This window comes from Ferribacterium limneticum, from assembly GCF_020510585.1.
Lineage (GTDB): Bacteria > Pseudomonadota > Gammaproteobacteria > Burkholderiales > Rhodocyclaceae > Azonexus.
Window position 1 is genome coordinate 1,542,190 of sequence record NZ_CP075190.1, and the last position, 20,599, is coordinate 1,562,788.

Sequence of the window (20,599 nt, forward strand, 5' to 3'; positions counted from 1 at the left end):
TCCCTTGTGGTCAGGCAGCTTCCGATTCGGCGAGCCGGGCTTGCGCTGCTTCGCGGACTTCAACTTCCGGATCGCTGGTCAGTGGCTGCAGAAATTCAATGGGGGCGTTCCCGACAGCCGCCAGGCGAACCCACCATTCGCTGTCCTGCAGCATCGCAGCGGCCAGACCGGGCAGGGCGCGCTCGGCGACAATGGCGCGAACTTCCGGTTCGTCGTCATCGGCCAGCAGGTGCAGGGCAAAAGGTGGCAGGCGGGAGGCGACAACCTTGCGCACTTCGCGTTCCGGATCCTTGGTCAGCTTGGCCAGTTGGCCGTGCGGCAGGCGGCGGGCGACGGTGGCGCGGATCAGGTAGTCCGGGTCGTTGGCCAGACGAATGAGCAGCGTCTCGGGCAGACGGGCCGCCACGGAAAGCCGAACTTCACGGTCGCGGTCGGTGGCCATGTCGATCAATTCGTCAACCGGCAGACGCATGGCGACGACGCGGCGGACCACTTCATCCGGGTCCATTTTTAGCCCCAAAATGGCGTCGACCGCAGCATAACGGGTGGCAATGGCCCGCCGTTCCCAGAAAATGTCATTGAGGTACTCGTGCGCCAGTTCCGGGTTGTTGCGCAGGAAGCGGTCGATCTGCCGGCCGCTGTGGGCGCGGATACAGGCATCGCCCGGCGTGCAACGATGGCCGTTCAGGTATTCCGGAAAAAACCGGCAACCCGAGCACAGGCCGAGTTTTCCGATGCCTGCATCGGCGGCTGTCTTGTCACTCGTCATCGACCTTGGACGCAATCAGGATGCCGGTAGCTGCTTCCGCGTTGTTGGTGATTTCCAGGCAATGGCCGGTGGCGCCGGAGATGTAGAACAGCTCGTAGCCTTCGATACTGAAAGCCGGGCGATAGCGCGGCGAGACGTCGTCTTCGCTGCATTCGGTGAAGTGCAGTTCAGGAAAACGCTGACGCAATGAGGCGGCGCTGCCATCGAGCAAGGCGGCTTCGCCGACCCGGGCGAGTTGAGTCGGGGAAATCATGCCGATTCCTCCGACTCGATTTCTTCCTCGAAACGGGCCAGCGAGGCGGATGGCACCCCCATGATCTGGGCCAGCCAGGGTGGCGGGCTGGCCAGGCGAGCCTGCAGTTCAACCAGCACTTCGCGGGCCTTGCCACCTTCCGGCTTCTTGACCGGATGGACGCCGGCACGCACCACCTTGGCGGCAGCCGGGCCGCCGATCGATTGCACATAGACGATCTGGCAGTCGTTGATCAGCGCCGAGCGGGCGGCATTCTTGTCTTCGGCCGTATCGGCTTCGACCGTCGTGCGGATGTCGATCAGGCGGATGGCGTCCTGGCTGATCTGATAGACCAGGAAGCGTTCGCATGAGCCGAAATGGCCATCGAGCGTTTCACCACGATTGGCCGCGATGGCGACGCGCAGCGAGCCGGGCATGTCGCCGTCGGTGTAGGCGTCGACCGCCGGGAAGTCGCTGTTCTCGACACCCTGGCCCCAGAGCAGGCGGACGGCTTCCTTGAGTGCTTCGCCTTCGACGCCGACGTGGCAGCCTTGTTCGGCGAAGTCGCCGGCCAGGATGACGCGCAGGTCTTCAACCGTCAGCGTGCCGAGCTTGCTTTCGGTGAGCGGGGCTTCGAGTTTCTCGATCAGCGCGCCGACCAGGGCACGAACATCGAGACCGTTCAGGGCGCGGGCTGCGAGCGCAATGCGCAGGGCAGCTTCACGAGAGGCAATTGGCGTGTTCGACATGGTGTGCTCCACAGAGGGTCTTCAGTGGAACACCGGGGCAGGTTTCGCTGCGCCGGCGTTCGGCTCAAGACTCTTTGGCTCAGGCCGGGCTGATGCAACCCGACGGGCAAACGTCGACACACAACGGGGAATCGTTGTGGCCGTCGCATTCCGTACAGGTGGCGGCATCGATCTTGAAGAAGATCTTGCCGGAACTGATGGACTTGGTCGGGCAGACAGGCTTGCAGTCGCCACAGGCGGTGCACATGTCCGGATCGATTTTCATTGCCATGATGCTCTCCTTAAAATCCGCTTTAGCTGGCTAATCTGCTGGCTGGGCGGGCAGGTTTCAACGGGCTTAGTCTTCGGCAGCGCCGAGGCGCTTGGCGCGTAATGAAATGGGCAGACGGGGCGGCTTGGCGATGGGGTCGATGTAGTAAGTGCCTCCGTTATCCAGCTTCAGTTCGCCGCCCCATTTTTCCGGGGTGTCGAATTCGATGGACTCGATGGACGCTTCCAGGTCGCGCTTCGGGAGGTAAAAAACCAGTCCGCCCTTTTCGCCTTGCTGGATCATGATGTTGGCCATTTCGGCTCCCTAATGATGTTGTCGCCAAGGTTCGCGCGTATGCCCCACTACCGTCGCCGGTAGCGGGGCATTGCGAAGACCGATTAGCGAACCAGGTCGAAGTTGTAGTCGGTGGTGCCCATGCCGATCGTTTCCTTGTCGAGTTGCTCAAGGACAGCGTTGGTCAGCTGGGTAACTACAGACATCATGCCTTCGTAGCCCATGGTCGTGGCGCGGTGCATGTGGTGACGGTCGAAGATCGGGAAGCCGAGGCGGATCAACGGCACTTCAAACTCTTCACCCTTGTGACGGGTGTCGCGCTGGATGTACTTGCCGTAGGAGTTGCCGATCAGGAAGTCAGGCTTGTCCGTGAAGCACAGGCTGCGCATGTGCCACAGGTCGTTGCCGGCATAGACCTTGCCATTGACGCCGAACGGGCTGGAGGCGAGCAGCTTCTCGATGCTCTTGGCCCAACGCTTGTTGCCGTTGTGAGCCAGGATGTGGGTCGGTTCTGCACCCACTTCGAGCAGCATCTTGACGACGCCCATGACGAAGTCCGGGTCACCGTAGATGGCGAACTTCTTGCCGTGCAACCAGGCGTGGCTGTCGGAAACCAGGTCCATACAGCGGCCGCGTTCCAGTTCCAGCGAAGCCGGGATCGGCTTGCCGGTGACTTCGGAGATCTTCATCAGGAACTCGTCGGTCCACTCGACACCCATCGGGATGTTGAGCTTCGGAATGTCGTGGTTCCAGGTGTTCTCGACGAACTTCTTCGTCTTTTCCAGTTGGGCCGGTTGCAGCAGGACGGTGGTGATGCCGTTCGGTGCATCCTTGACTTCGTCCATCGTCGTGCCGCCGGAGTACATGCGGAATTCGCCGTCAGCCGGGGTGTCGAAGACTTCGGAAGGATCGGAGAGCATCGTGTAATCGACGCCCATTTCGGTCAGCATGCGCTTGATGACACGGTAGTTGCCCAGATAGGTCTCGAAGCCCGGCACGATGTTGATCTTGCCGTTCGAACCGATCTTCTTGCCGTCCATGTAGTTCAGCGTGAAGTAGCGGAGGATGCCTTCTTCCATGTTGTCCCAGCCGGTCGTGTGCGAACCGACGAAGGACGGAGTATGGGCGTAAGGAACCGGGTATTCCTGGGGAATGTTGCCGGCCTTCTTGGTGTTGTTGATGAAGGCATTCAAGTCGTCACCGATAACTTCCGCCATACAGGTGGTGGAAACAGCGATCATGTCCGGCTTGTAGATGGCCTTGGCGTTTTCCAGACCGTCGATCATGTTCTTCTGACCACCGAACACGGCTGCATCTTCGGTCATCGAGTCGGAAACGCAGGAGCACGGTTCCTTGAAGTGACGGTTGAAGTAGGTACGGAAGTAGGCGACACAACCTTGCGAACCATGCACGTAGGGCAGGGTCTTGTGGAAGCCGGAGGCGCAGAGGACGGCGCCGAGCGGCTGGCAGGCCTTGGCCGGATCAACGGTCAGGGCTTCGCGCTTGAAGTTGAGGTCCTGGTACTCCTTGGTGGTCGTCCACATGAAGGTTTCCCAGACCTTTTCGGGGCCATGGCCTTCTTCGAAGAGTTCGCGCTTTTCAGCGAGGTTCTTCTTGTAGTCGTCGTCGCGGAACAGCGGGTAACAGGGCTTGATGTTGTCTGCGGTTTGCATTGCTATCTCCTTGCCCGGTCCGCTCATCTGCGATACCAGGCGAAAGGTTGATGATCAGGGTTTCCGGCTACGGGGCAGGTGAAGGACGCGAAGTCCGCAATCACTTGCCGCCGCAGCTTTATCCCAATTCCTGAAACTTAGGCAGCCTTCTTGACTTCTTCAGCAGCAACCTTCTTCCACGGGGGAGTCAGGTTCTTGAAGGTCGGGTTGGACAGGGCGATGTCCATGTCACGGGCGAAGATCGCGAAACCGTCGTAACCGTGGTACGGACCCGAGTAGTCCCAGGAGTGCATCTGGCGCAGAGGAATGCCCATCTTCTGGAAGATGTACTTTTCCTTGATGCCGGAGCCGACCATGTCGGGCTTCAGGCGCTTGACGAACTCTTCCAGCTCGAAACCGGTGACGTCGTCGTAGAGCAGGGTGGCATCACCCATTTCTTTGATCGTGCGGTCGTAGTCGTCGTTGTGGCCGAATTCGTAGCCGGTGCCGATGACTTCCATGCCGAGGTCTTCGTAGGCGCCGATAACGTGACGCGGACGCAGGCCGCCGACGTAGAGCATGACCTTCTTGCCCTCGAGACGCGGTTTGTACTTGGCGATGATCTCGTCCATCATCGGCTTGTAGCGGGCGATGACAGCTTCGGTCTTTTCCTTGACGGAATCGTCGAAGAAGGCAGCGATCTTGCGCAGTGATTCGATGATCTTCGTCGGGCCGAAGAAGTTGTATTCCAGGTAAGGAATGCCGTACTTCTCTTCCATGTGACGGGAGATGTAGTTCATCGAACGGTAGCAGTGCAGCAGGTTCAGCTTGACCTTCGGCGTGTTCATCATTTCGGCAATGGTGCCGTCGCCGGACCACTGAGCCACGACACGCAGGCCCATCTCTTCGAGAAGAATACGGGTTGCCCAGGCATCGCCGCCGATGTTGTAGTCACCGATGATGGCTACGTCGTAGGGGGTCGATTCGAAAGCAGCGCCGTCGCGCTTGTCGAGCACCCAGTCACGGATCGCGTCGTTGGCGATGTGGTGGCCGAGGGACTGCGAAACACCCCGGAAGCCTTCACAACGAACCGGGACAACCGGCTTGTCGATGGCGGCGGCAGCCTTCTTGGAGACGGACTCGATGTCGTCACCGATCAGGCCGATCGGGCATTCGGACTGGACCGAGATACCCTTGTGCAGCGGGAACAGTTGTTCGACTTCTTCGATCAGCTTGGCGAGCTTCTTGTCGCCGCCGAAGACGATGTCCTTCTCCTGGAAGTCGGAGGTGAAATTCATCGTGCCGAAGGTATCGACGCCGGTCGTGCCGACATAGTAGTTACGGCGACCGGCGCGGGAGTACTGACCGCAGCCGACAGGGCCGTGCGAGATGTGGATCATGTCCTTGATCGGACCCCATACCACGCCCTTGGAGCCAGCGTAGGCACAACCACGAATGGTCATGACGCCCGGCAGGGACTTGCGGTTGGAAGTGATGCACTTCTTCGATTGTTCAATGGTTTGATCATTGGTCGCGAGATGCTTGGCGCGATCCTTCTGAGCTTTTTCCGGATAAACCTCAAGCACCTCGGCAATGAGGGCGTCGGTTTCTTCGCGAGACAGAGTTGTCATGTTTTCCTCCTGACGTCGCCACCAATCTGTGGCCGACGTACTGGTTGAAAGTGGCGGGGAGCGATGCCCCCGCCGTAGCTTGCAGGGTCTTGCTTAGGCAGCCAGTTCGGCAGCGGTCTGACCGACGATGGACTCGTCTTCAGCTTCCATGATGCCGAATTCCATCAGCAGCTCTTCCAGCTCTTCCATCTCGATCGGGGTCGGGATGACGAAGTTGGTGTTGTTGACGATCTTGTTGGCGAGCTGACGATATTCGTCAGACTGCTTGTGCTTCGGATCGTATTCAACCATGGTCATGCGGCGGATTTCAGCGTGCTGAACAGCGTTGTCACGCGGCACGAAGTGGATCATGGTGGTGCCCAGGCGGGAAGCCAGGGCCATGATCAGTTCGTCTTCGCGGTCGGTGTTGCGGCTGTTGCAGATCAGGCCGGCCAGACGGACAGAACCGGAGTTCGCATACTTCACGATACCCTTGGCGATGTTGTTGGCAGCGTACATGGCCATCATTTCGCCGGAGCAAACGATGTAGATTTCCTGAGCCTTGTTTTCACGGATCGGCATGGCGAAGCCACCGCAGACCACGTCGCCCAGCACGTCGTAGAACACGAAATCGAGTTCGTCGTCGTAAGCGCCTTCTTCTTCAAGGAAGTTGATGGCGGTGATAACGCCGCGGCCGGCACAGCCGACGCCGGGTTCCGGGCCACCGGATTCAACGCACTTGATGCCGCCAAAACCGACGGAAAGGACGTCTTCCAGTTCCAGATCTTCCACCGAGCCGGCTTCAGCAGCCAGGTGCATCACGGTGGTCTGAGCCTTGCTATGCAGGATCAGGCGGGTTGAGTCGGCTTTCGGATCGCAGCCAACAATCATTACTTTCTTGCCGGATTCAGCGAGTGCAGCCACCAGATTCTGAGTGGTGGTGGACTTGCCGATGCCGCCTTTGCCGTAGATGGCGCATTGACGCAGTTTAGCCATGGTGTAATCTCCTTAGTCTGTCAGTCGATTTGCGAAGGAATCTTTGAGAGTCGCACCTCACCTTTTGCACGTAGCGTGCCAGGTCGACTGGCAGACCGTAATCGATTGATTATTAAATGAAAATAAAAAATGAGCCGGCGATTGTCGGGGTGGGTACATCCGACAATATCCCTACGCTTTGTAGGGGTGACTACAATGCGACACTGCCGCGCGACGCCCGTCTGCCCATCAATCGCTGCAATCTGCCGGCCGTCGTCCTTGGCGGCCTGACCTACCAGCAACACCCCAGCCCCTTGTTGCTCGACGGCGTCGCCGAACTGCACAGCGATCTGTTCCGGCGCCTCAATGCAGCAACGCCGGAAGCGCGGGCCGACGTCTTTCGCGATTACCTGACCATCCATTTCCAGCTCGAGTGGCCGGAGGAAATGGGGTTTACGGGACAAAAGAAGAGCCGGGCCAAGGCCAACTACATAAGGATGATTCGTGGCTGGAGTTTCGATTCCGACAGCCGCGAAGGCGCCGTGCTCAAAGGCTGGGTCGAGTCACGCTTTGGCCTCATGCCGCGCTACCACGGCCAGCCGTTGCGCGATCCGACAGGGGACGGCTATCGGCGCTACCAGGAAATGCGCTCGCACGGCCTGTACGGCACCAGTGCGCTTGAGGCCCAACTCGACCTGCTGTACACCTTCAGTCAGTACGAGCTGGCCCAACGCCATCATGGCGCCCGGCATGTCACGCTTTATCGCGGCGTCAATCGCCTGGCCGATCATGAGGTGCTCGCCACGGGGCAGGGCGGGCAGCACGTTGTCCTCCTCAATAACCTCAATTCATTCACCTGCAGCCGCGACCGCGCCTGCGAATTCGGCGACTACATACTTGAAGTGAATATTCCGCTGACCAAGATATTCTTCCAGTGCGGCCTGCTTCCCGGCGTACTACAGGGCGAGGATGAGTTTCTGGTGATTGGTGGGGTGGTTGATGTGACTTTGTCGACAATCTGACATCGCCTGCGTAGAAGACTGCGTCATATACATCTGTAAAGATTGGGAATGATTAATGCTTGAATAAGCCATCCCTATGGAATAAGGATATGGCATGCAATCGCCGATACAGGTTTATCTCGATGATCTCTGTATGAGATTGGCGTCAACGCATGCGGGAGAACTGGCCAATTACATTCCCGAATTAAGCAAGGCCGACCCGGACTGGTTTGGTATTTCCATCGTCACAATGGATGGTGTGATCTATTCAACGGGCGATTCGGAACAGAAATTCACCATCCAGTCGATCTCAAAACCATTTGTCTATGCCTCTGCACTGGCTGATCGTGGCGTTGACTTTGTCATGGGAAAAGTCGGGGTGGAGCCAAGTGGCGACGCCTTCAATTCGATCAGCCTCAATCCCAAAACTGGTGCGCCGCTTAATCCAATGATCAATGCTGGTGCAATCGCAACGGCCAGTCTTGTTCAAGGAGAGACAACGGAAGAGCAATGGGAAAGAATTGTTGATTCATTGAGTACCTTCGCCGGTCGCCCGCTCAGTATGGATGAGGATGTATATCGCTCGGAGAGCGAAACCGGCTTCCGCAACCGGGCAATAGCCTGGATGCTCAAGAATTTCGGGATCATCGATGGCGAGCCGATGGCATCTCTGGAAAATTATTTCCGCCAGTGCTCGCTCCTGGTGGACTGCCGCGATCTGGCCTACATGGCAGCAACGCTGGCCAATGGTGGCGTACACCCGATCACCGGTGAGCGCGCATTGCCGTTGGAGCATGTCGAGCGTGTGCTGAGCGTGATGGCAACCTGTGGCATGTATGATTTTGCGGGTAGTTGGCTATACGAGATCGGCATGCCAGCCAAGAGCGGAGTCGGTGGCGGCATTATTGCGGTCCTGCCGGGGCGTTTCGGTATCGGCATTTTTTCGCCCCGTCTTGACCCAAAAGGAAATAGCGTACGAGGCATCAAGGTCTGCCAGCACCTGTCGCGAGACTTTGGTCTGCACGTATTCAGCCGCTCGGGGGAACCCGGCATGGCACTTGGCCGGATTTATACGGCGGCCCAAGCGCCATCGAAGCGTCAGCCATCGCCGGATATGCGCAGCTACCTCAACGAGCACGCGCATCGGATCAAATATCTCTGTCTGCACGGCTACCTTGCCGTCGATGGCGTTGAGTATGTGATTCGCCGAATGATCGATATGGCGGCTGACAGCTCCTGCTTCATTCTAGATATGCATCAGGTTGACGGGATTTCGGACAGTGCAGCCCGCTTGCTCCATGACGCTCGCCTGCAATTGGCTGGTGACAACATTGCCCTTGTCTTTTCCAGAATTCACGGTCGCCATGCAATTGAGCATCCTCTGAGCACGACCTCCCCCAAGGCTGATCATGGCTACTTGAGCTTCGAAGACAATGATCTTGCCGTCGAATGGTGCGAGAACTACCTTCTGGGCGATTTGGCGAGGGCAACAGAGCCAACGGTTTCGCTGGGTGACTGCGTGATGCTGCTGGGGTTGCCATCGGAATTAATGGCACTAGTTGCAAATGCAGTTGTCAAAAAACGGTTCGTCCAAGGCGAAGCGATATTGACAACCGGAGAAGCCGGAAATGGACATGTCTTTTTTATCGAGAAGGGCTACGTCAGTATTCTTGTCCCGCTGGAGGATGGCGCTCATCAGCGCATTGCATCCCTCGGCCCCGGCATGAGTTTTGGTGAAATGGTCCTGCTCGGTCAAACAACCCGAAGTGCTACCGTCGTAGCTGATTGTGATGTCAATTGCTGGGTTCTCGATGCCAAAGACATAGACTGTCTGGCGCATGAAGCACCGATGCTGAAAATTATTTTGCTTGAAAATATTTCGCGTGACATGGCGGGAAAGCTGCTGCGGGCAACTCAATGGATAGCCGCTCTGGCTTGAACGAGCTTTGTCTTGAACGTTGTGGGGGAATCGACCATGTTAAAAATCATCGTTATCGCTTACCTGTTTCTGGCGGGCCATGCCTTTGCCACTGAACCGCCTATTGGTCATGTAAAAAGTGTCAGCGGCGAAGCGTCCATTACGACTGGCGATAAAAAGACCAAGGCTGAGATTGGTTCCCCGATCTACCAGGGAAGTGTTCTGCAAACCGGGAAAAAAAGCGGCATGGGCGTCATCTTCAAGGATGAGACAGTGATGTCGTTCGGTGCCGATACCGTTTTTACTGTCGATGAGTATTTGTACTCGCCAGTTCAGGGGAATCTGAAATTCAGCAGCAAACTGGCCAAGGGCAGCCTCAACTATGTATCCGGGGTCATTGAAAAGCTCAAGCCTGACGCCGTGACGGTCCGGACCCCATCCGGAATCATTGGGGTCCGCGGCACCCAATTTCTCGTAAAGGTCGAAGAATGAACAATCGACTAGAGCCCTCGTCGCTCGGACGTGGTGCTTCACTCACGCTTTACGCATGCATGTTGCTGTCGATGCTGTTGGGGGGGTGTGCAACGAAATCGTATGTCGTGCTGATTCCCAGCCCTGACGGTTCGGTGGGGGAAGTAGTGATCAAGGGAGAAAAGGGCGAACAGGTACTCACCCAGGCCGGTCAGGCCGGAACGCTCGATGGGCGCGCCCTGCAGATTGAAGACAAGCAGATCAAGGAAGACTTCGGTGCGACCATGGCTGCCCTGCCCAAGATACCCGTTCGATATCTGCTGTATTTCAGAGCCGGAACAACACTGACGGCCGAGTCGGAATCACTGATCCCCAAAATAATCATCGAAGCCCAGACAAGACCGGCCGTCGATATTTCGGTTATCGGTCATACCGATACTGTTTTTACCGACCCCTACAACATGCAGTTGGCACTGAAACGAGCCAGCAAGGTTTCAGAACTGCTCAACGAGAAGGGACTCAAGGCCAATTCATTGGTCATCGAGTCCCACGGCAAAAGAAACCTTCTCATTCAGACGCCGGACAATACCTGGGAACCACGAAACCGCCGCGTTGAGGTTTCCGTCCGCTAAGTCTTCATGGTGCTTGCGCGCCGAACTGCAAAGCAAGGTTGAGTGATTCACAGCGCACAGAACACCCTGTGCGTGTTCATCTGGCAGGGGGCCAATTGACGATTGCCCATGTTCCAAGCAGGTTTCTGAAGAACAACAAGGCACTCAAGCGACTGGGTGTCTTGCTGCCAATTATTTCGGTAGTGCTCGGGCTCGGGCTGCTGATTGTTGATCCCCTGCCCATGCAAACACTGCGTAACAACGTGTTTGACCAATATCAGCGCTGGTATCCCCGCCCATACGTCGATGTACCTGTCCGGATCGTGGACATCGACGAGGAAACCCTGGCGCGCCTCGGTCAATGGCCTTGGCCGAGAACGCGCCTGGCCGAACTGGTCGGACGTCTGAAGACTGCCGGCGCAGCCACTATCAGCTTTGACGTATTGCTGGCCGAGGCAGATCGAACTTCGCCCAGGACCATGGCGAAACTGTGGCAACTGAGCGGTGCGGCACGAAAGGCTCTTGATGGACTACCGGATCATGACCTTGTGTTGGCCAAAAGCTTTGAGGGCGCCAGTGTCGGCCTGGGTTTTGTTTTGCAAAGAGGAGCACCCAGAAACGGCGTAACCGGTGCGCCAGATGGCGACGAGGCATCAGGTTTGGCTCATCGACCGTTTCGCTACATTAGCTCCGGGCAAAATCCGACCAGCCATCTGCACGCCTTTGATTCAGTGATCCCGACCAGGCCGGAGCTTGAAGCGGCGGCGCTTGGCAACGGCGCCCTGAACTTTGTCGCCGACAGCGATGGCATTGTCCGTCGGGTTCCGCTGGTATTGAGCCTGAGCGGTAATCCGGTACCCAGTATCGCGGCTGAATCGCTCCGTGTGGCGCAAGGGGAACGGAATTACTTTCTGAAGGCTATGGAGCAAGGCTACGGACTTGCGGAGGTGCGGGCCGGTGCCTACAAGATTCCGACGACGGCCGAGGGTGAGGTCTGGGTGCATTACTCAGGACCGGTGGCCAATCGCTATCTCCCGGCCTGGAAAGTCCTCGCCGGTGAAGTGCCCGATGCGCTGCTGGCGGGCCATATCGTGTTCATCGGCAGTTCCGCCCAAGGGCTGATGGATCTCCGCTTTACTCCTCTCGGCGGTGTCATGCCCGGAGTGGAAGCCCATGCCCAGGTTGTCGAGCAGATTTTATCCGGCCATATTCTCTCGCGTCCGGACTGGGCCAAGGCAGCGGAGGTCATTGCCATCATCGTTGGTGGTCTGGCCATTTCATTCCTCTCCATTCGCGCCCGGGCCATGCTGGCGGCCACCGTCGCCGCAGCCTTTCTCTCGGTGGCGCTGGCTGGTGGCTGGTACGCCTTTCGCGAACATGCGCTGCTCATCAATACGGTTACGCCATCCCTGATTTTTGCCCTGGCCTTTGTGCTGGGAAGTCTGATCCACCACTTTATCAGCGAGCGTGAACAGCGCTGGATCAAGGATATGTTTTCCCGCTATGTCTCGCCCAACCGTGTCGACTATCTGGTCAAACACCCGGAAGCAATGAGCCTGGGGGGCGGGCGTCAGGAGTGCAGCTTTGTTTTCACCGATTTGGCCAATTTCACCAGCCTCATGGAAAGCATTGATCCCGGAAATGCGGTAGACATGTTGAATAATTATCTGGATCAGATGATTGCCATCGCCTTCCATTACGAAGGCACCCTTGACCGGATTGTCGGCGATTCGGTGGCGATCATGTTTTCCGCCCCGGTGCTGCAACCGGATCATCGAGCCAGGGCGCTGGCCTGTGCCCTCGAAATGGATACCTTCGCCATGGCATACGCGAAAAAACTGAATGCCGAAGGCGTCAAGTTTGGCATCACGCGCATTGGCATCCACTCGGGCGAAGTGATCGTCGGAAACTTTGGCGGCTCGACCATGTTCGATTACCGGGCTCTCGGTGATCCGGTCAACACGGCGTCCCGCCTGGAGAGCGTGAACAAACAGCTTGGTACGAACATGTGCATATCGGCAGCCACTCTTGCCGGTTGTGCCAATGCGGCTGTTCGACCGGTGGGTCGCCTGGTTCTGAAAGGCAAGACTGAAGCGATAGAGGTGTTCGAACCCTTGGTTGCCGAGCGCGAAAAACGCTATGCGCCACGCGAGCGTTATCTCGATGCCTACAAGCAATTGTCGGTTACCGGTGGCCAGGCGCATGCGAAAGCGATGTTTGCCGAGCTTGCTGTTCTCTACCGGGATGATCCTCTGGTCAAGCTATACAGCGACCGTCTTGAGCGAGGGGAGGGCGGCGACCTGATTTTGATGGCGGAGAAATGAATCCCCGTGCGCAAAACAAAAATCATGCTTGGGGCGACGACAGTCCTTTGCCATATCTTTAGCTTCAAGCGCTCATGATTAGCGCAACGGTAGTTCCCGATCTTGATACAGTGAGTAACCCGACTGGCATAGCGGATAGGTTTCGATTTTCAGCGTTGGCGCGTTTTTCAGAAACGGTGAGGCGGTAAATGGCCAGCATTCCAATTTCGGTTCTTGGTGTAGCCACATTGTTTGCGGTTGTTGTTGCGACCGAGCCTATAGCTCGTCGAGTGAACCTGCCGCTCTCGATTACCCTGGTGATCGTGGGCGCGATCCTTGGTTTCAGCATCGATATCGGGAATTCCGTACTGAGTACCTCGCTGACGATCTCCAGCGAGGCATTTTTGTATCTGTTTTTGCCTGTTTTGCTATTCGAAACGGCCATCGACATCGATGTCCGGCGCCTGTTGGCCGATATCGGACCGATCCTGCTTCTCGCTGTTGTCGCCGTGTTGGGTTCGACTGTGGTGGTCGGCTTTGCGCTGGCCGCGACATCGACCTACGGATTGCTTGCCTGCCTCCTGCTCGCCGCCATCATTTCAACGACCGACCCGGTTGCTGTTGTCGCGCTGTTCAAGGACTTGAGTGTTCCGCATCGCCTGAGCCTGTTGGTCGAAGGAGAAAGCCTTTTCAATGACGCAGCGGCCATTGCCCTGTTTTCAGTCCTGATGACCATGCTGACCAGCGGTTCGGGCGATTGGAGCGATGCCGTCTGGGCTTTTCTGCGCGGCTTTTCCGGCGGACTGCTCGTTGGATTCGTGCTGGCCTTTCTGGCTACACACCTGCTTACCCATTTGCCAGGCAAACGAACGGCAGAAGTGACCGTCACGGTAACGGTCGCCTATCTTGCCTTCGTGATCGGCGAGCTCGCCTTCCAGGTTTCCGGCGTGGTAGCGGTCGTCTCGGCCGCTCTGGTCTTCTCCTATGACGGAAGGACCCGCGTTTCGCCGGAAACCTGGTCCTTCCTGGTGCGGATATGGAAACAGCTGGGCTATTGGGCGAGTTCGCTGATTTTCCTGCTCGCCGCCTTGCGCATTCCCGATCTGCTGTCAGGCGCGGGGCTTGCCGACATCCTCATGCTGGGCGTGCTGGTGCTGAGCGCCCTGGCGGCGCGCGGCATGGTGTTGTTCGGGCTGATGCCGCTGATGAGTGCCGTGGGAATGGCGCAAAAGGTCGAGAGCGGACTGCGTCTGGTGATCCTGTGGGGCGGCTTGCGTGGCGCCATTTCGCTGGCGCTGGCCATGGCTGTGCTCGAACACCCGGCGGTCCCGCCCGAGATCAAGCGTCTGGTCTCGACACTGGTCACCGCATTTGTGCTTTTTACCTTGTTCGTCAATGGACTGACGCTGCGGCCGCTGATCCGGGCGCTCAATATCGATCGCCTCTCTTCCGTTGATCGAATCCTGCGTGGCCGGGCGATTGCGCACAGTCTGAGTACGGTCAGGCACCGCCTCGATGCGGCGGCGGATCAGTATCGTATCGATTCGATCGTTCGCAAAAATTTGGCTGAGGATTACACCCGGCGCCTGCAGGACGCCGAAATCTCATTCGAGCTGGACAATGAGCTCTCCGCTGAACAGCGCTTGCGCGTCGCCTTGGTGGCTGCGGCTCGACGCGAGCAGGTGCTGCATTTGCAACATTATCGGGAACGCATCGTCTCGGGCAGGATCGTTCGTAACCTGGTGGCGCAGGCCTATCATCTGGAGGATGGGGCGAGATCCGATGGCCGCCACGGCTATGAACTTGCCTCACGGCGCGAACTCGCCTTCCCATTGGAGTTCCGCCTGTCCATCGAAGTGTATCGCTGGTTTGGCCTGGAAGTCTGGCTGGCCGGCGCCTTGGCCGACCGACTGGAAACCTTGCTGGTTGGGCGGGCTACCACCCACACGCTATTGCGCTTCGCCGAAGAACGCATTCCGGAAATGCTCGGACCTGAGACGGCAAAATTGCTGCTTGAGGTTCTCGAGAAAAGACGGGAAGCCATCGAAGACACGCTGTCTGCGTTACGGCTGCAGTATGGTGATTTTGCCGAAAAGATGCAGGTTCGTTACCTGGAACGTGCTGCGCTGCGCATCGAGCATGCCGAATACCTGCGCCTGTTCAACGAGGCGGTCATCAGCCGGGAGGTCTTGCGCGGGCTGCTGGGTGATCTTTCGGCGCGTTGGCGCAGTGCGAATCGGCGTCCCTCGCTCGATCTCCGGCTCAGTGCAATGGCGCTACTGGTCAACGTGCCCCTGTTTCAGAACCTGGAGACTTCCGTGCTCGAGGCGATTGCCGCCGTTCTCAAACCGCGCTTTGCGCTGCCGGGAGAAAAGGTCATCCGCAAGGGAGAAAAGGGACAGGAAATGTTCTTTGTCGCATCTGGTGCGCTGGAGGTGGCGCTACCCGGCCAAACCCAAAGACTTGGTTCGGGGGATTTCTTCGGCGAACTGGCCCTGCTCACGCAATCCCCCCGTAGCGCAGACGTAACGGCGCTGGGCTTTTGCGAGCTGCTGGTGATGACCGCCGACGATTTTGCCAGCCTCCTAACCCGGAATTCGGAACTCAATACGCACGTCACCGAGACGGCAAAGGTCCGCCTGGCGCGAGGCTAATCCTCCTGTGCGGATCTGGAGCCCGTGGCACGCAGCTTGATATTTCACCGGCGGCCTGGGCTGCCGTCCGTACAGCGCGCATCGATTTCAATTTTGGTCATTTTTTACGGTAGACCGTAGTAAACCCGGTTGACCGTGGGATTCAGAAAGCTACCGGGTCGCTGACCACGCCGGCTGTTGCCAGTCTTTCGATTTTCTCGGCTGACAGGTCCGGTGCGGCCTGCTGCCTGGGTGCTGCAGGGTGAGGATGAGTTTCTGGTGATCGGAGGTGTCGTCGATGTCACTTTGTCGACAATCTGACGCCAGGGGTCAGGGGTAGCAGCGTTGAGTTGACGGATTCGTCCAGGCCGGCCAAAGCAGGCCATTTTCACCAATCTTGGTAGTCGTATCTTGGTTACAAAATGTCTCATTGACTCTCCCAGGATCTGTGCCACTCTGAGTTGTCAGCCAAGAAATAGCAAACGCTGACATTCCCTCCGAACCAAGCGTTCTGTCGTCAATAGACGAGGAGGATGTATTACCCCAAGTAGCACATGAAGCAAAGGAAACACCATGAACCGCAAAAACTCACACAGCTTTTCCTCGGCAAATCAATCCAATCTTGAAGCCTTTCACGGCCTTGCCTCTATTTATCTGGCCGGCGCTGAACGACTGACAGCGCTTAATCTGACCTCCATTCGTGGGGTGCTTGACGACACTGTCGCTGAGTCAACGCAACGACCATCTACGAAAACCGATTTTGGCTTCAACCTCCCCCTGGTTGCATTCGGCCAGCCGAGTGTTGAAAAGACCATGGCGTACTCACGCAGCGTTTATGAAATTCTTCTTGAAACCCAACAAGAAATCATTCAGACGCTATCGTCACAGTTCGCCAACACGAACGCGAATTTGAAGATGCCGTTAGATTGGAGCGCACCATTCGAAATGTTCACCAAGGGCTTGCAGGAGGTTTCTTCGCTGACGAAAAAGAATACGTCCGCCACCACCGAAGCCGCCAAGAGCGCCATCGCAGAAATCAACTCCAGGTTATCGAAGGCTGCTTAAGTCTCAGTTCCAGAGGAATAAATCAAGGGCTCCGCTAGACGGAGCTTTTTTTTCGTGCTGCCAGCCTCGCGCCGATTTCAATTTTGGCCGTTTTTTACGGTAGACCGTAGTAAACCCGGTTGACCGTGGCAATCACCCGGCATGCTCAAAAGCACCCCATCTAAACCAAAGTCTAATAGTCCCCTTCTTTCATTCCTTGTAACTTTGCTCCATGCGGAATCTCGATATTTTTCAATTTGCCGCGTGAGCTTGGCGACAGAGATCGCTTTGATTCGGGAAATGCAGGACACCCAATCCTGCTACAAAGGAGACAAGAATGGCTGTACTAAATCGCATGGACTGGTATGACCTGGCCAGGACCACGAACTGGTCGCCCACCTACGTGACGGAAGACGAACTGTTTCCGCCGCTGATGTCGGGCGCTTTCGGGTTGCCCCAGGATGCCTGGGAAAAATACGACGAGCCTTACAAACAGACTTATCCGGAATACGTCAAAGTCCAGCGCGACAAGGATGCCGGCGCCTATTCGGTGAAGGCGGCGCTGGAACGTAGCCGCATTTTCGAAAATGCCGATCCGGGCTGGAAGTCGGTGATGAAGGCCCACTACGGCGCCATCGCCCGCGGCGAATACGCCGCCGCCAGCGCCGAGGCCCGCATGATGCGTTTCTCCAAGGCGCCGGGCATGCGCAACATGTCCACGCTGGGTTGTCTGGATGAAATCCGGCATGGCCAGATGCAGCTTTATTTCCCGCACGAACACGTTTCGAAGGATCGTCAGATGGACTGGGCCTTCAAGGCCTACGACACCAACGAATGGGGCATGATCGCCGCCCGTCACTTCTTCGACGACATCATGATGACGCGGGATGCGATCAGCGTTTCCATCATGCTGACCTTCAGCTTCGAAACCGGCTTCACCAACATGCAGTTCCTCGGGCTGGCTGCCGATGCGGCCGAAGCTGGTGACCACACGTTTGCCAACCTGATTTCCAGCATCCAGACCGACGAGTCCCGTCACGCCCAGATCGGCGGCCCGGCCCTCAAGGTGCTGATCGAAAACGGCCAGAAGGCGGAAGCCCAGAAGCGCGTCGACATCGCCGTCTGGGGAGCCTGGAAGCTGTTCTCGGTGCTGACCGGTCCGATCATGGACTACTACACCCCGCTCGAGCATCGCAAACAGTCCTTCAAGGAATTCATGGAGGAATGGATCGTCGCCCAGTTCGAGCGCGCCCTGACCGACATGGGCCTCGATCTGCCCTGGTACTGGGACATCTTCCTCAAGGACATCGCGGAAACCCACCACGGCATGCACATGGGCTCCTACTTCTGGCGCCCCACCGTCTGGTGGAATCCGGCGGCCGGCGTGACGCCGGACGAGCGGGCCTGGCTCGAAGAGAAGTACCCCGGCTGGAACGACACCTGGGGTCAGTGCTGGGACGTCATCATCGACAACGTGGTCGACGGCAACATGGCCATGGCCTACCCGGAAACGCTGCCTTACGTCTGCAACATGTGCCAGTTGCCGATTCTCGGCACGCCGGGCAAGAAGTGGAACGTCAAGGATTACCCGCTGGAATACAACGGCCGCCTCTATCACTTCGGTTCGGAAGTCGACCGCTGGTGCTTCGAGCAGGAGCCGGAGCGTTATGCCGGTCACCTGAGCATTGTCGACCGCTTCCTGGCCGGCATGATTCAGCCGATGGACCTGGGCGGTGCCCTGAACTACATGGGCCTGGCCCCCGGCGAGTGCGGCGACGACGCCCACAACTACGCCTGGGCCGAAGTGTACCGCGCCCTGCGGGCAGAGAAAAAGGCGAGCTGATCGTAGCTGCCATGCAAGCCGGCGTCTGCGGACGCCGCTTCCAAAGAACAAAGGAGATTCTAGAAATGGCGTTGTTTCCAATTACATCCAACTTCGAAGGCGACTTCGTGCTGCAACTCGTTGCGGTCGATAGCGAAAACACCATGGACGAGGTGGCCGCCGCCGCCGCCGTGCATTCGGTCGGCCGCCGCGTCCGGGCGCGTCCGGGCTACCTCATGCGGGTCCGCCGTCAGGGTTGCGAGGAGTTTCTGCCACGCACCATGCGTGTTTCCGAATCCGGCCTGAAGCCGACGGAGACCGTCGAAATCATCTGGGAGGCACCCAAGCACTGAGTGCTTGCGGCGTCGCCACGCGAAACAGGAATCATCAGGAGTCAGGAATGGGTTTCACAAAGGTATGCACGCTCGACGACATCTGGGAAGGGGAAATGGAGTCCTTCGAGGTCAATGGCCAGGAAATCGTGCTGGTCTGTGCCGAAGGGGGCGATATCAAGGCTTTCCAGGGTATGTGCCCGCATCAGGATATTTCCCTGAGCGAAGGGAGCTTTGATGGCAAGAAGATCATTTGTCGGGCTCACCTGTGGCAGTTCAACGCCTGCAACGGCAAGGGCATCAATCCCGATGACTGCGCCCTGGCCGAGTATCCGGTCAAGGTGGAAGGGGACGAAGTCCTGGTCAAGACGGAAGGCATCGAACCTTTGTTTGCCCATACCTGACCGGGCTTCCTTCATTAATTAAAGGATGAGTCGCATGGGTATTTTGAATTGGCTGGGGAGCTTACTGGGCGGCGGACAAGCGCAGCCGGAACTGGCTTGCCCTTCCGGAGTGGCCAGCAGTATTGGCGCGCCGGACTTGAAACAAATCGAGGAGAAAAAAATGAGTACGACAAGTTCCGCGCAGGCCTATCACAACAATCTGGTCGGGCCGGTCATGCGGGCCGGTGACCTGGCCATGGCGGTCATCGAAGCGGCCAAAATCGACAATCCGGGCAAGGAAGTCTTTGTCGACGACAAGCGCGCCTATATCCGCATCCACACTGATCACGAGATGGTGCTGCACCGCGCCACCATCGAGGACGAGCTCGGCCGCCCGTTCAAGATGAACGACCTGGAAGTCGATCTGAGTTCCTTCGCTGGCCAGATCGAAAGCGGTGACAACGCCATCCGCTTCTATTTTGTGAAAAAGATGTAAGGGCAGGCCAAACGCAACACCGGCCAGCCAACACCAAAAAATCAAGGAGACAAGAATGTCGGAAGTTCAAGTACTGAAACCGCTCAAGACCTGGAGCCATCTCGCCGCTCGCCGTCGCAAGCCGAGCGAATATGAGATCGTCAGCGCCAATCTGCACTACAACGACAAGCGGCCCGATTCGCCCTACGAGCTGTCGCCCACGATGTTCATGAACGAGTGGTACAAGAAGAACACCTTCGGTACCGCCCTCAAGCACCCGGACTGGAATGCCTTCCGTGACCCGGAAGAAGTTGTTTACCGCACTTACAACATGATGCAGGACGGTCAGGAAACCTACGTTTTCAGCCTCTTTGACCAGTTCAACGAGCGCGAGCACGACAAGGCCCTTGATCCGCGCTGGGCCGGCACTTTGGCGCGTTTCTACACCCCGTCCCGCTACCTGTTCCACACCATCCAGATGGCCTCGGCCTACGTTGGGCAAGTTTCGCCGGCCAGCACCATCACCAACTGCAATTATTTCCAGATGGCGGACAGCTTCCGCTGGCTCAGCCACACTGCCTACCGCACGAAGGAACTCTCCCTGGCCTTCCCCGACAAGGGCTTCGGCACAGACGAGCGCACCTATTGGGAAACCGATCCGGTCTGGCAGGGCTTCCGCGAGCTCATGGAAAAAGCGATGACCGTGTGGGATTGGGGCGAGGCGATTGTCGTCCTCAATCTGGTCGCCAAGCCGGCCATTGATGAAGCCGTGCTGCGCAAGCTCGGTGAATCGGCCCGCCACAACGGCGACACGCTGCTCGGGCTGGTTACCGATGCCCAGTTGATCGATTCGGCACGTCATCGTCGGTGGATTTCAGCGATGGTCAAGATGGCGCTGGAGACCCCGGGCAATCTCGAACTGATCCAGGGCTGGATAGCCAACTGGGAGCCGCTGGCCGACAAGGCCATCGAGGCCTATTGCTCGACCCTGCCCGACGTTGCATCCGGTGCTGAAGCGGCCAAGGCGGCAACGCGCGACTTCCGTCGTTCCCTCGGCCTGTAATCGTCAAGCAAC

20 protein-coding genes are annotated in these 20,599 nt (G+C 57.7%); 12 read left to right on the top strand and 8 right to left on the bottom strand.

The features are described 5' to 3' along the window. Positions 1-10 precede the first annotated feature (10 nt). The 8 genes from KI613_RS07490 to nifH all read right to left on the bottom strand — a co-directional run bounded on the left by KI613_RS07490 (position 11) and on the right by nifH (position 6,552). Positions 11-769 carry a 4Fe4S-binding leucine-rich repeat protein gene (locus KI613_RS07490; protein WP_226404666.1) on the bottom strand — a complete coding sequence of 253 codons (759 nt, stop codon included), beginning with the start codon at positions 767-769 and terminating at the stop codon, positions 11-13. Further along, positions 759-1,022, bottom strand: a complete 264-nt coding sequence (locus tag KI613_RS07495; RefSeq protein ID WP_226404668.1) for a DUF6129 family protein — start codon at positions 1,020-1,022, stop codon at positions 759-761. Before KI613_RS07495 ends, KI613_RS07490 begins: the two co-directional genes overlap by 11 nt. Next, on the bottom strand, positions 1,019-1,750 hold the full coding sequence (locus KI613_RS07500; protein WP_226404670.1) for a dinitrogenase iron-molybdenum cofactor biosynthesis protein: 732 nt from the start codon (positions 1,748-1,750) through the stop codon (positions 1,019-1,021). The genes KI613_RS07495 and KI613_RS07500 overlap by 4 nt, the downstream gene beginning before the upstream one ends. 79 nt (positions 1,751-1,829) lie before the next feature. Continuing rightward, positions 1,830-2,021, bottom strand: a complete 192-nt coding sequence (locus KI613_RS07505; RefSeq protein ID WP_226404672.1) for a 4Fe-4S binding protein — start codon at positions 2,019-2,021, stop codon at positions 1,830-1,832. Between the two features lie 66 nt (positions 2,022-2,087). After that, on the bottom strand, positions 2,088-2,315 hold the full coding sequence (gene nifT / locus KI613_RS07510) for a putative nitrogen fixation protein NifT (RefSeq protein ID WP_117608522.1): 228 nt from the start codon (positions 2,313-2,315) through the stop codon (positions 2,088-2,090). Positions 2,316-2,398: 83 nt separating this feature from the next. Then, positions 2,399-3,967, bottom strand: coding sequence for a nitrogenase molybdenum-iron protein subunit beta (nifK, locus tag KI613_RS07515; RefSeq protein WP_226404673.1), 1,569 nt, complete (start codon positions 3,965-3,967; stop codon positions 2,399-2,401). A gap of 137 nt (positions 3,968-4,104) precedes the next feature. Beyond that, entirely contained in the window at positions 4,105-5,577 is a 1,473-nt protein-coding gene (gene nifD, locus KI613_RS07520; RefSeq protein WP_226404674.1) for a nitrogenase molybdenum-iron protein alpha chain, read from the bottom strand. A gap of 93 nt (positions 5,578-5,670) precedes the next feature. Continuing rightward, entirely contained in the window at positions 5,671-6,552 is an 882-nt protein-coding gene (nifH, locus tag KI613_RS07525; protein ID WP_226404675.1) for a nitrogenase iron protein, read from the bottom strand. A 116-nt stretch (positions 6,553-6,668) separates the two neighbouring features. Here nifH and KI613_RS07530 point away from each other — a divergent pair, with 116 nt between their 5' ends. The 12 genes from KI613_RS07530 (at position 6,669) to KI613_RS07585 (ending at position 20,587) form a co-directional block, all read left to right on the top strand. Continuing rightward, on the top strand, positions 6,669-7,553 hold the full coding sequence (locus tag KI613_RS07530) for an NAD(+)--dinitrogen-reductase ADP-D-ribosyltransferase (RefSeq protein ID WP_226404676.1): 885 nt from the start codon (positions 6,669-6,671) through the stop codon (positions 7,551-7,553). Positions 7,554-7,647: 94 nt separating this feature from the next. Then, a complete protein-coding gene (gene glsA / locus KI613_RS07535) occupies positions 7,648-9,471 on the top strand; it encodes a glutaminase A (RefSeq protein ID WP_226404677.1) in 1,824 nt (607 codons plus the stop codon). A 36-nt stretch (positions 9,472-9,507) separates the two neighbouring features. After that, positions 9,508-9,942 carry a FecR family protein gene (locus KI613_RS07540; RefSeq protein WP_226404678.1) on the top strand — a complete coding sequence of 145 codons (435 nt, stop codon included), beginning with the start codon at positions 9,508-9,510 and terminating at the stop codon, positions 9,940-9,942. Next, positions 9,939-10,553: an OmpA family protein gene (locus KI613_RS07545; RefSeq protein WP_226404679.1), complete on the top strand. Its 615-nt coding sequence runs from the start codon at positions 9,939-9,941 to the stop codon at positions 10,551-10,553. The genes KI613_RS07540 and KI613_RS07545 overlap by 4 nt, the downstream gene beginning before the upstream one ends. Before the next feature lie 95 nt (positions 10,554-10,648). Next, positions 10,649-12,856: a CHASE2 domain-containing protein gene (locus KI613_RS07550; RefSeq protein ID WP_226404681.1), complete on the top strand. Its 2,208-nt coding sequence runs from the start codon at positions 10,649-10,651 to the stop codon at positions 12,854-12,856. Between the two features lie 188 nt (positions 12,857-13,044). Beyond that, positions 13,045-15,489, top strand: a complete 2,445-nt coding sequence (locus tag KI613_RS07555) for a cation:proton antiporter (RefSeq protein ID WP_226404683.1) — start codon at positions 13,045-13,047, stop codon at positions 15,487-15,489. A gap of 552 nt (positions 15,490-16,041) precedes the next feature. After that, positions 16,042-16,533: a phasin family protein gene (locus KI613_RS07560; RefSeq protein WP_226404684.1), complete on the top strand. Its 492-nt coding sequence runs from the start codon at positions 16,042-16,044 to the stop codon at positions 16,531-16,533. Between the two features lie 316 nt (positions 16,534-16,849). Continuing rightward, positions 16,850-18,355 carry an aromatic/alkene/methane monooxygenase hydroxylase/oxygenase subunit alpha gene (locus KI613_RS07565; protein ID WP_226404686.1) on the top strand — a complete coding sequence of 502 codons (1,506 nt, stop codon included), beginning with the start codon at positions 16,850-16,852 and terminating at the stop codon, positions 18,353-18,355. Positions 18,356-18,420: 65 nt separating this feature from the next. Next, positions 18,421-18,687: a toluene-4-monooxygenase system B family protein gene (locus tag KI613_RS07570; RefSeq protein ID WP_226404688.1), complete on the top strand. Its 267-nt coding sequence runs from the start codon at positions 18,421-18,423 to the stop codon at positions 18,685-18,687. A gap of 47 nt (positions 18,688-18,734) precedes the next feature. Next, on the top strand, positions 18,735-19,070 hold the full coding sequence (locus KI613_RS07575) for a Rieske 2Fe-2S domain-containing protein (protein ID WP_226404690.1): 336 nt from the start codon (positions 18,735-18,737) through the stop codon (positions 19,068-19,070). Between the two features lie 160 nt (positions 19,071-19,230). Next, a complete protein-coding gene (locus tag KI613_RS07580; RefSeq protein WP_226404692.1) occupies positions 19,231-19,545 on the top strand; it encodes an MmoB/DmpM family protein in 315 nt (104 codons plus the stop codon). A gap of 55 nt (positions 19,546-19,600) precedes the next feature. Further along, positions 19,601-20,587, top strand: a complete 987-nt coding sequence (locus KI613_RS07585; protein ID WP_226404693.1) for an aromatic/alkene monooxygenase hydroxylase subunit beta — start codon at positions 19,601-19,603, stop codon at positions 20,585-20,587. Positions 20,588-20,599: the final 12 nt, after the last annotated feature.

Bases quoted from the DNA above. Each gene is read 5' to 3' on its own strand.
- KI613_RS07490 (WP_226404666.1), bottom strand. From the start codon at position 769: ATGACGAGTGACAAGACAGCCGCCGATGCAGGCATCGGAAAACTCGGC.
- KI613_RS07495 (WP_226404668.1), bottom strand. From the start codon at position 1,022: ATGATTTCCCCGACTCAACTCGCCCGGGTCGGCGAAGCCGCCTTGCTC.
- KI613_RS07500 (WP_226404670.1), bottom strand. From the start codon at position 1,750: ATGTCGAACACGCCAATTGCCTCTCGTGAAGCTGCCCTGCGCATTGCG.
- KI613_RS07505 (WP_226404672.1), bottom strand. From the start codon at position 2,021: ATGGCAATGAAAATCGATCCGGACATGTGCACCGCCTGTGGCGACTGC.
- nifT (WP_117608522.1), bottom strand. From the start codon at position 2,315: ATGGCCAACATCATGATCCAGCAAGGCGAAAAGGGCGGACTGGTTTTT.
- nifK (WP_226404673.1), bottom strand. From the start codon at position 3,967: ATGCAAACCGCAGACAACATCAAGCCCTGTTACCCGCTGTTCCGCGAC.
- nifD (WP_226404674.1), bottom strand. From the start codon at position 5,577: ATGACAACTCTGTCTCGCGAAGAAACCGACGCCCTCATTGCCGAGGTG.
- nifH (WP_226404675.1), bottom strand. From the start codon at position 6,552: ATGGCTAAACTGCGTCAATGCGCCATCTACGGCAAAGGCGGCATCGGC.
- KI613_RS07530 (WP_226404676.1), top strand. From the start codon at position 6,669: ATGAAAATAAAAAATGAGCCGGCGATTGTCGGGGTGGGTACATCCGAC.
- glsA (WP_226404677.1), top strand. From the start codon at position 7,648: ATGCAATCGCCGATACAGGTTTATCTCGATGATCTCTGTATGAGATTG.
- KI613_RS07540 (WP_226404678.1), top strand. From the start codon at position 9,508: ATGTTAAAAATCATCGTTATCGCTTACCTGTTTCTGGCGGGCCATGCC.
- KI613_RS07545 (WP_226404679.1), top strand. From the start codon at position 9,939: ATGAACAATCGACTAGAGCCCTCGTCGCTCGGACGTGGTGCTTCACTC.
- KI613_RS07555 (WP_226404683.1), top strand. From the start codon at position 13,045: ATGGCCAGCATTCCAATTTCGGTTCTTGGTGTAGCCACATTGTTTGCG.
- KI613_RS07560 (WP_226404684.1), top strand. From the start codon at position 16,042: ATGAACCGCAAAAACTCACACAGCTTTTCCTCGGCAAATCAATCCAAT.
- KI613_RS07565 (WP_226404686.1), top strand. From the start codon at position 16,850: ATGGCTGTACTAAATCGCATGGACTGGTATGACCTGGCCAGGACCACG.
- KI613_RS07570 (WP_226404688.1), top strand. From the start codon at position 18,421: ATGGCGTTGTTTCCAATTACATCCAACTTCGAAGGCGACTTCGTGCTG.
- KI613_RS07575 (WP_226404690.1), top strand. From the start codon at position 18,735: ATGGGTTTCACAAAGGTATGCACGCTCGACGACATCTGGGAAGGGGAA.
- KI613_RS07580 (WP_226404692.1), top strand. From the start codon at position 19,231: ATGAGTACGACAAGTTCCGCGCAGGCCTATCACAACAATCTGGTCGGG.
- KI613_RS07585 (WP_226404693.1), top strand. From the start codon at position 19,601: ATGTCGGAAGTTCAAGTACTGAAACCGCTCAAGACCTGGAGCCATCTC.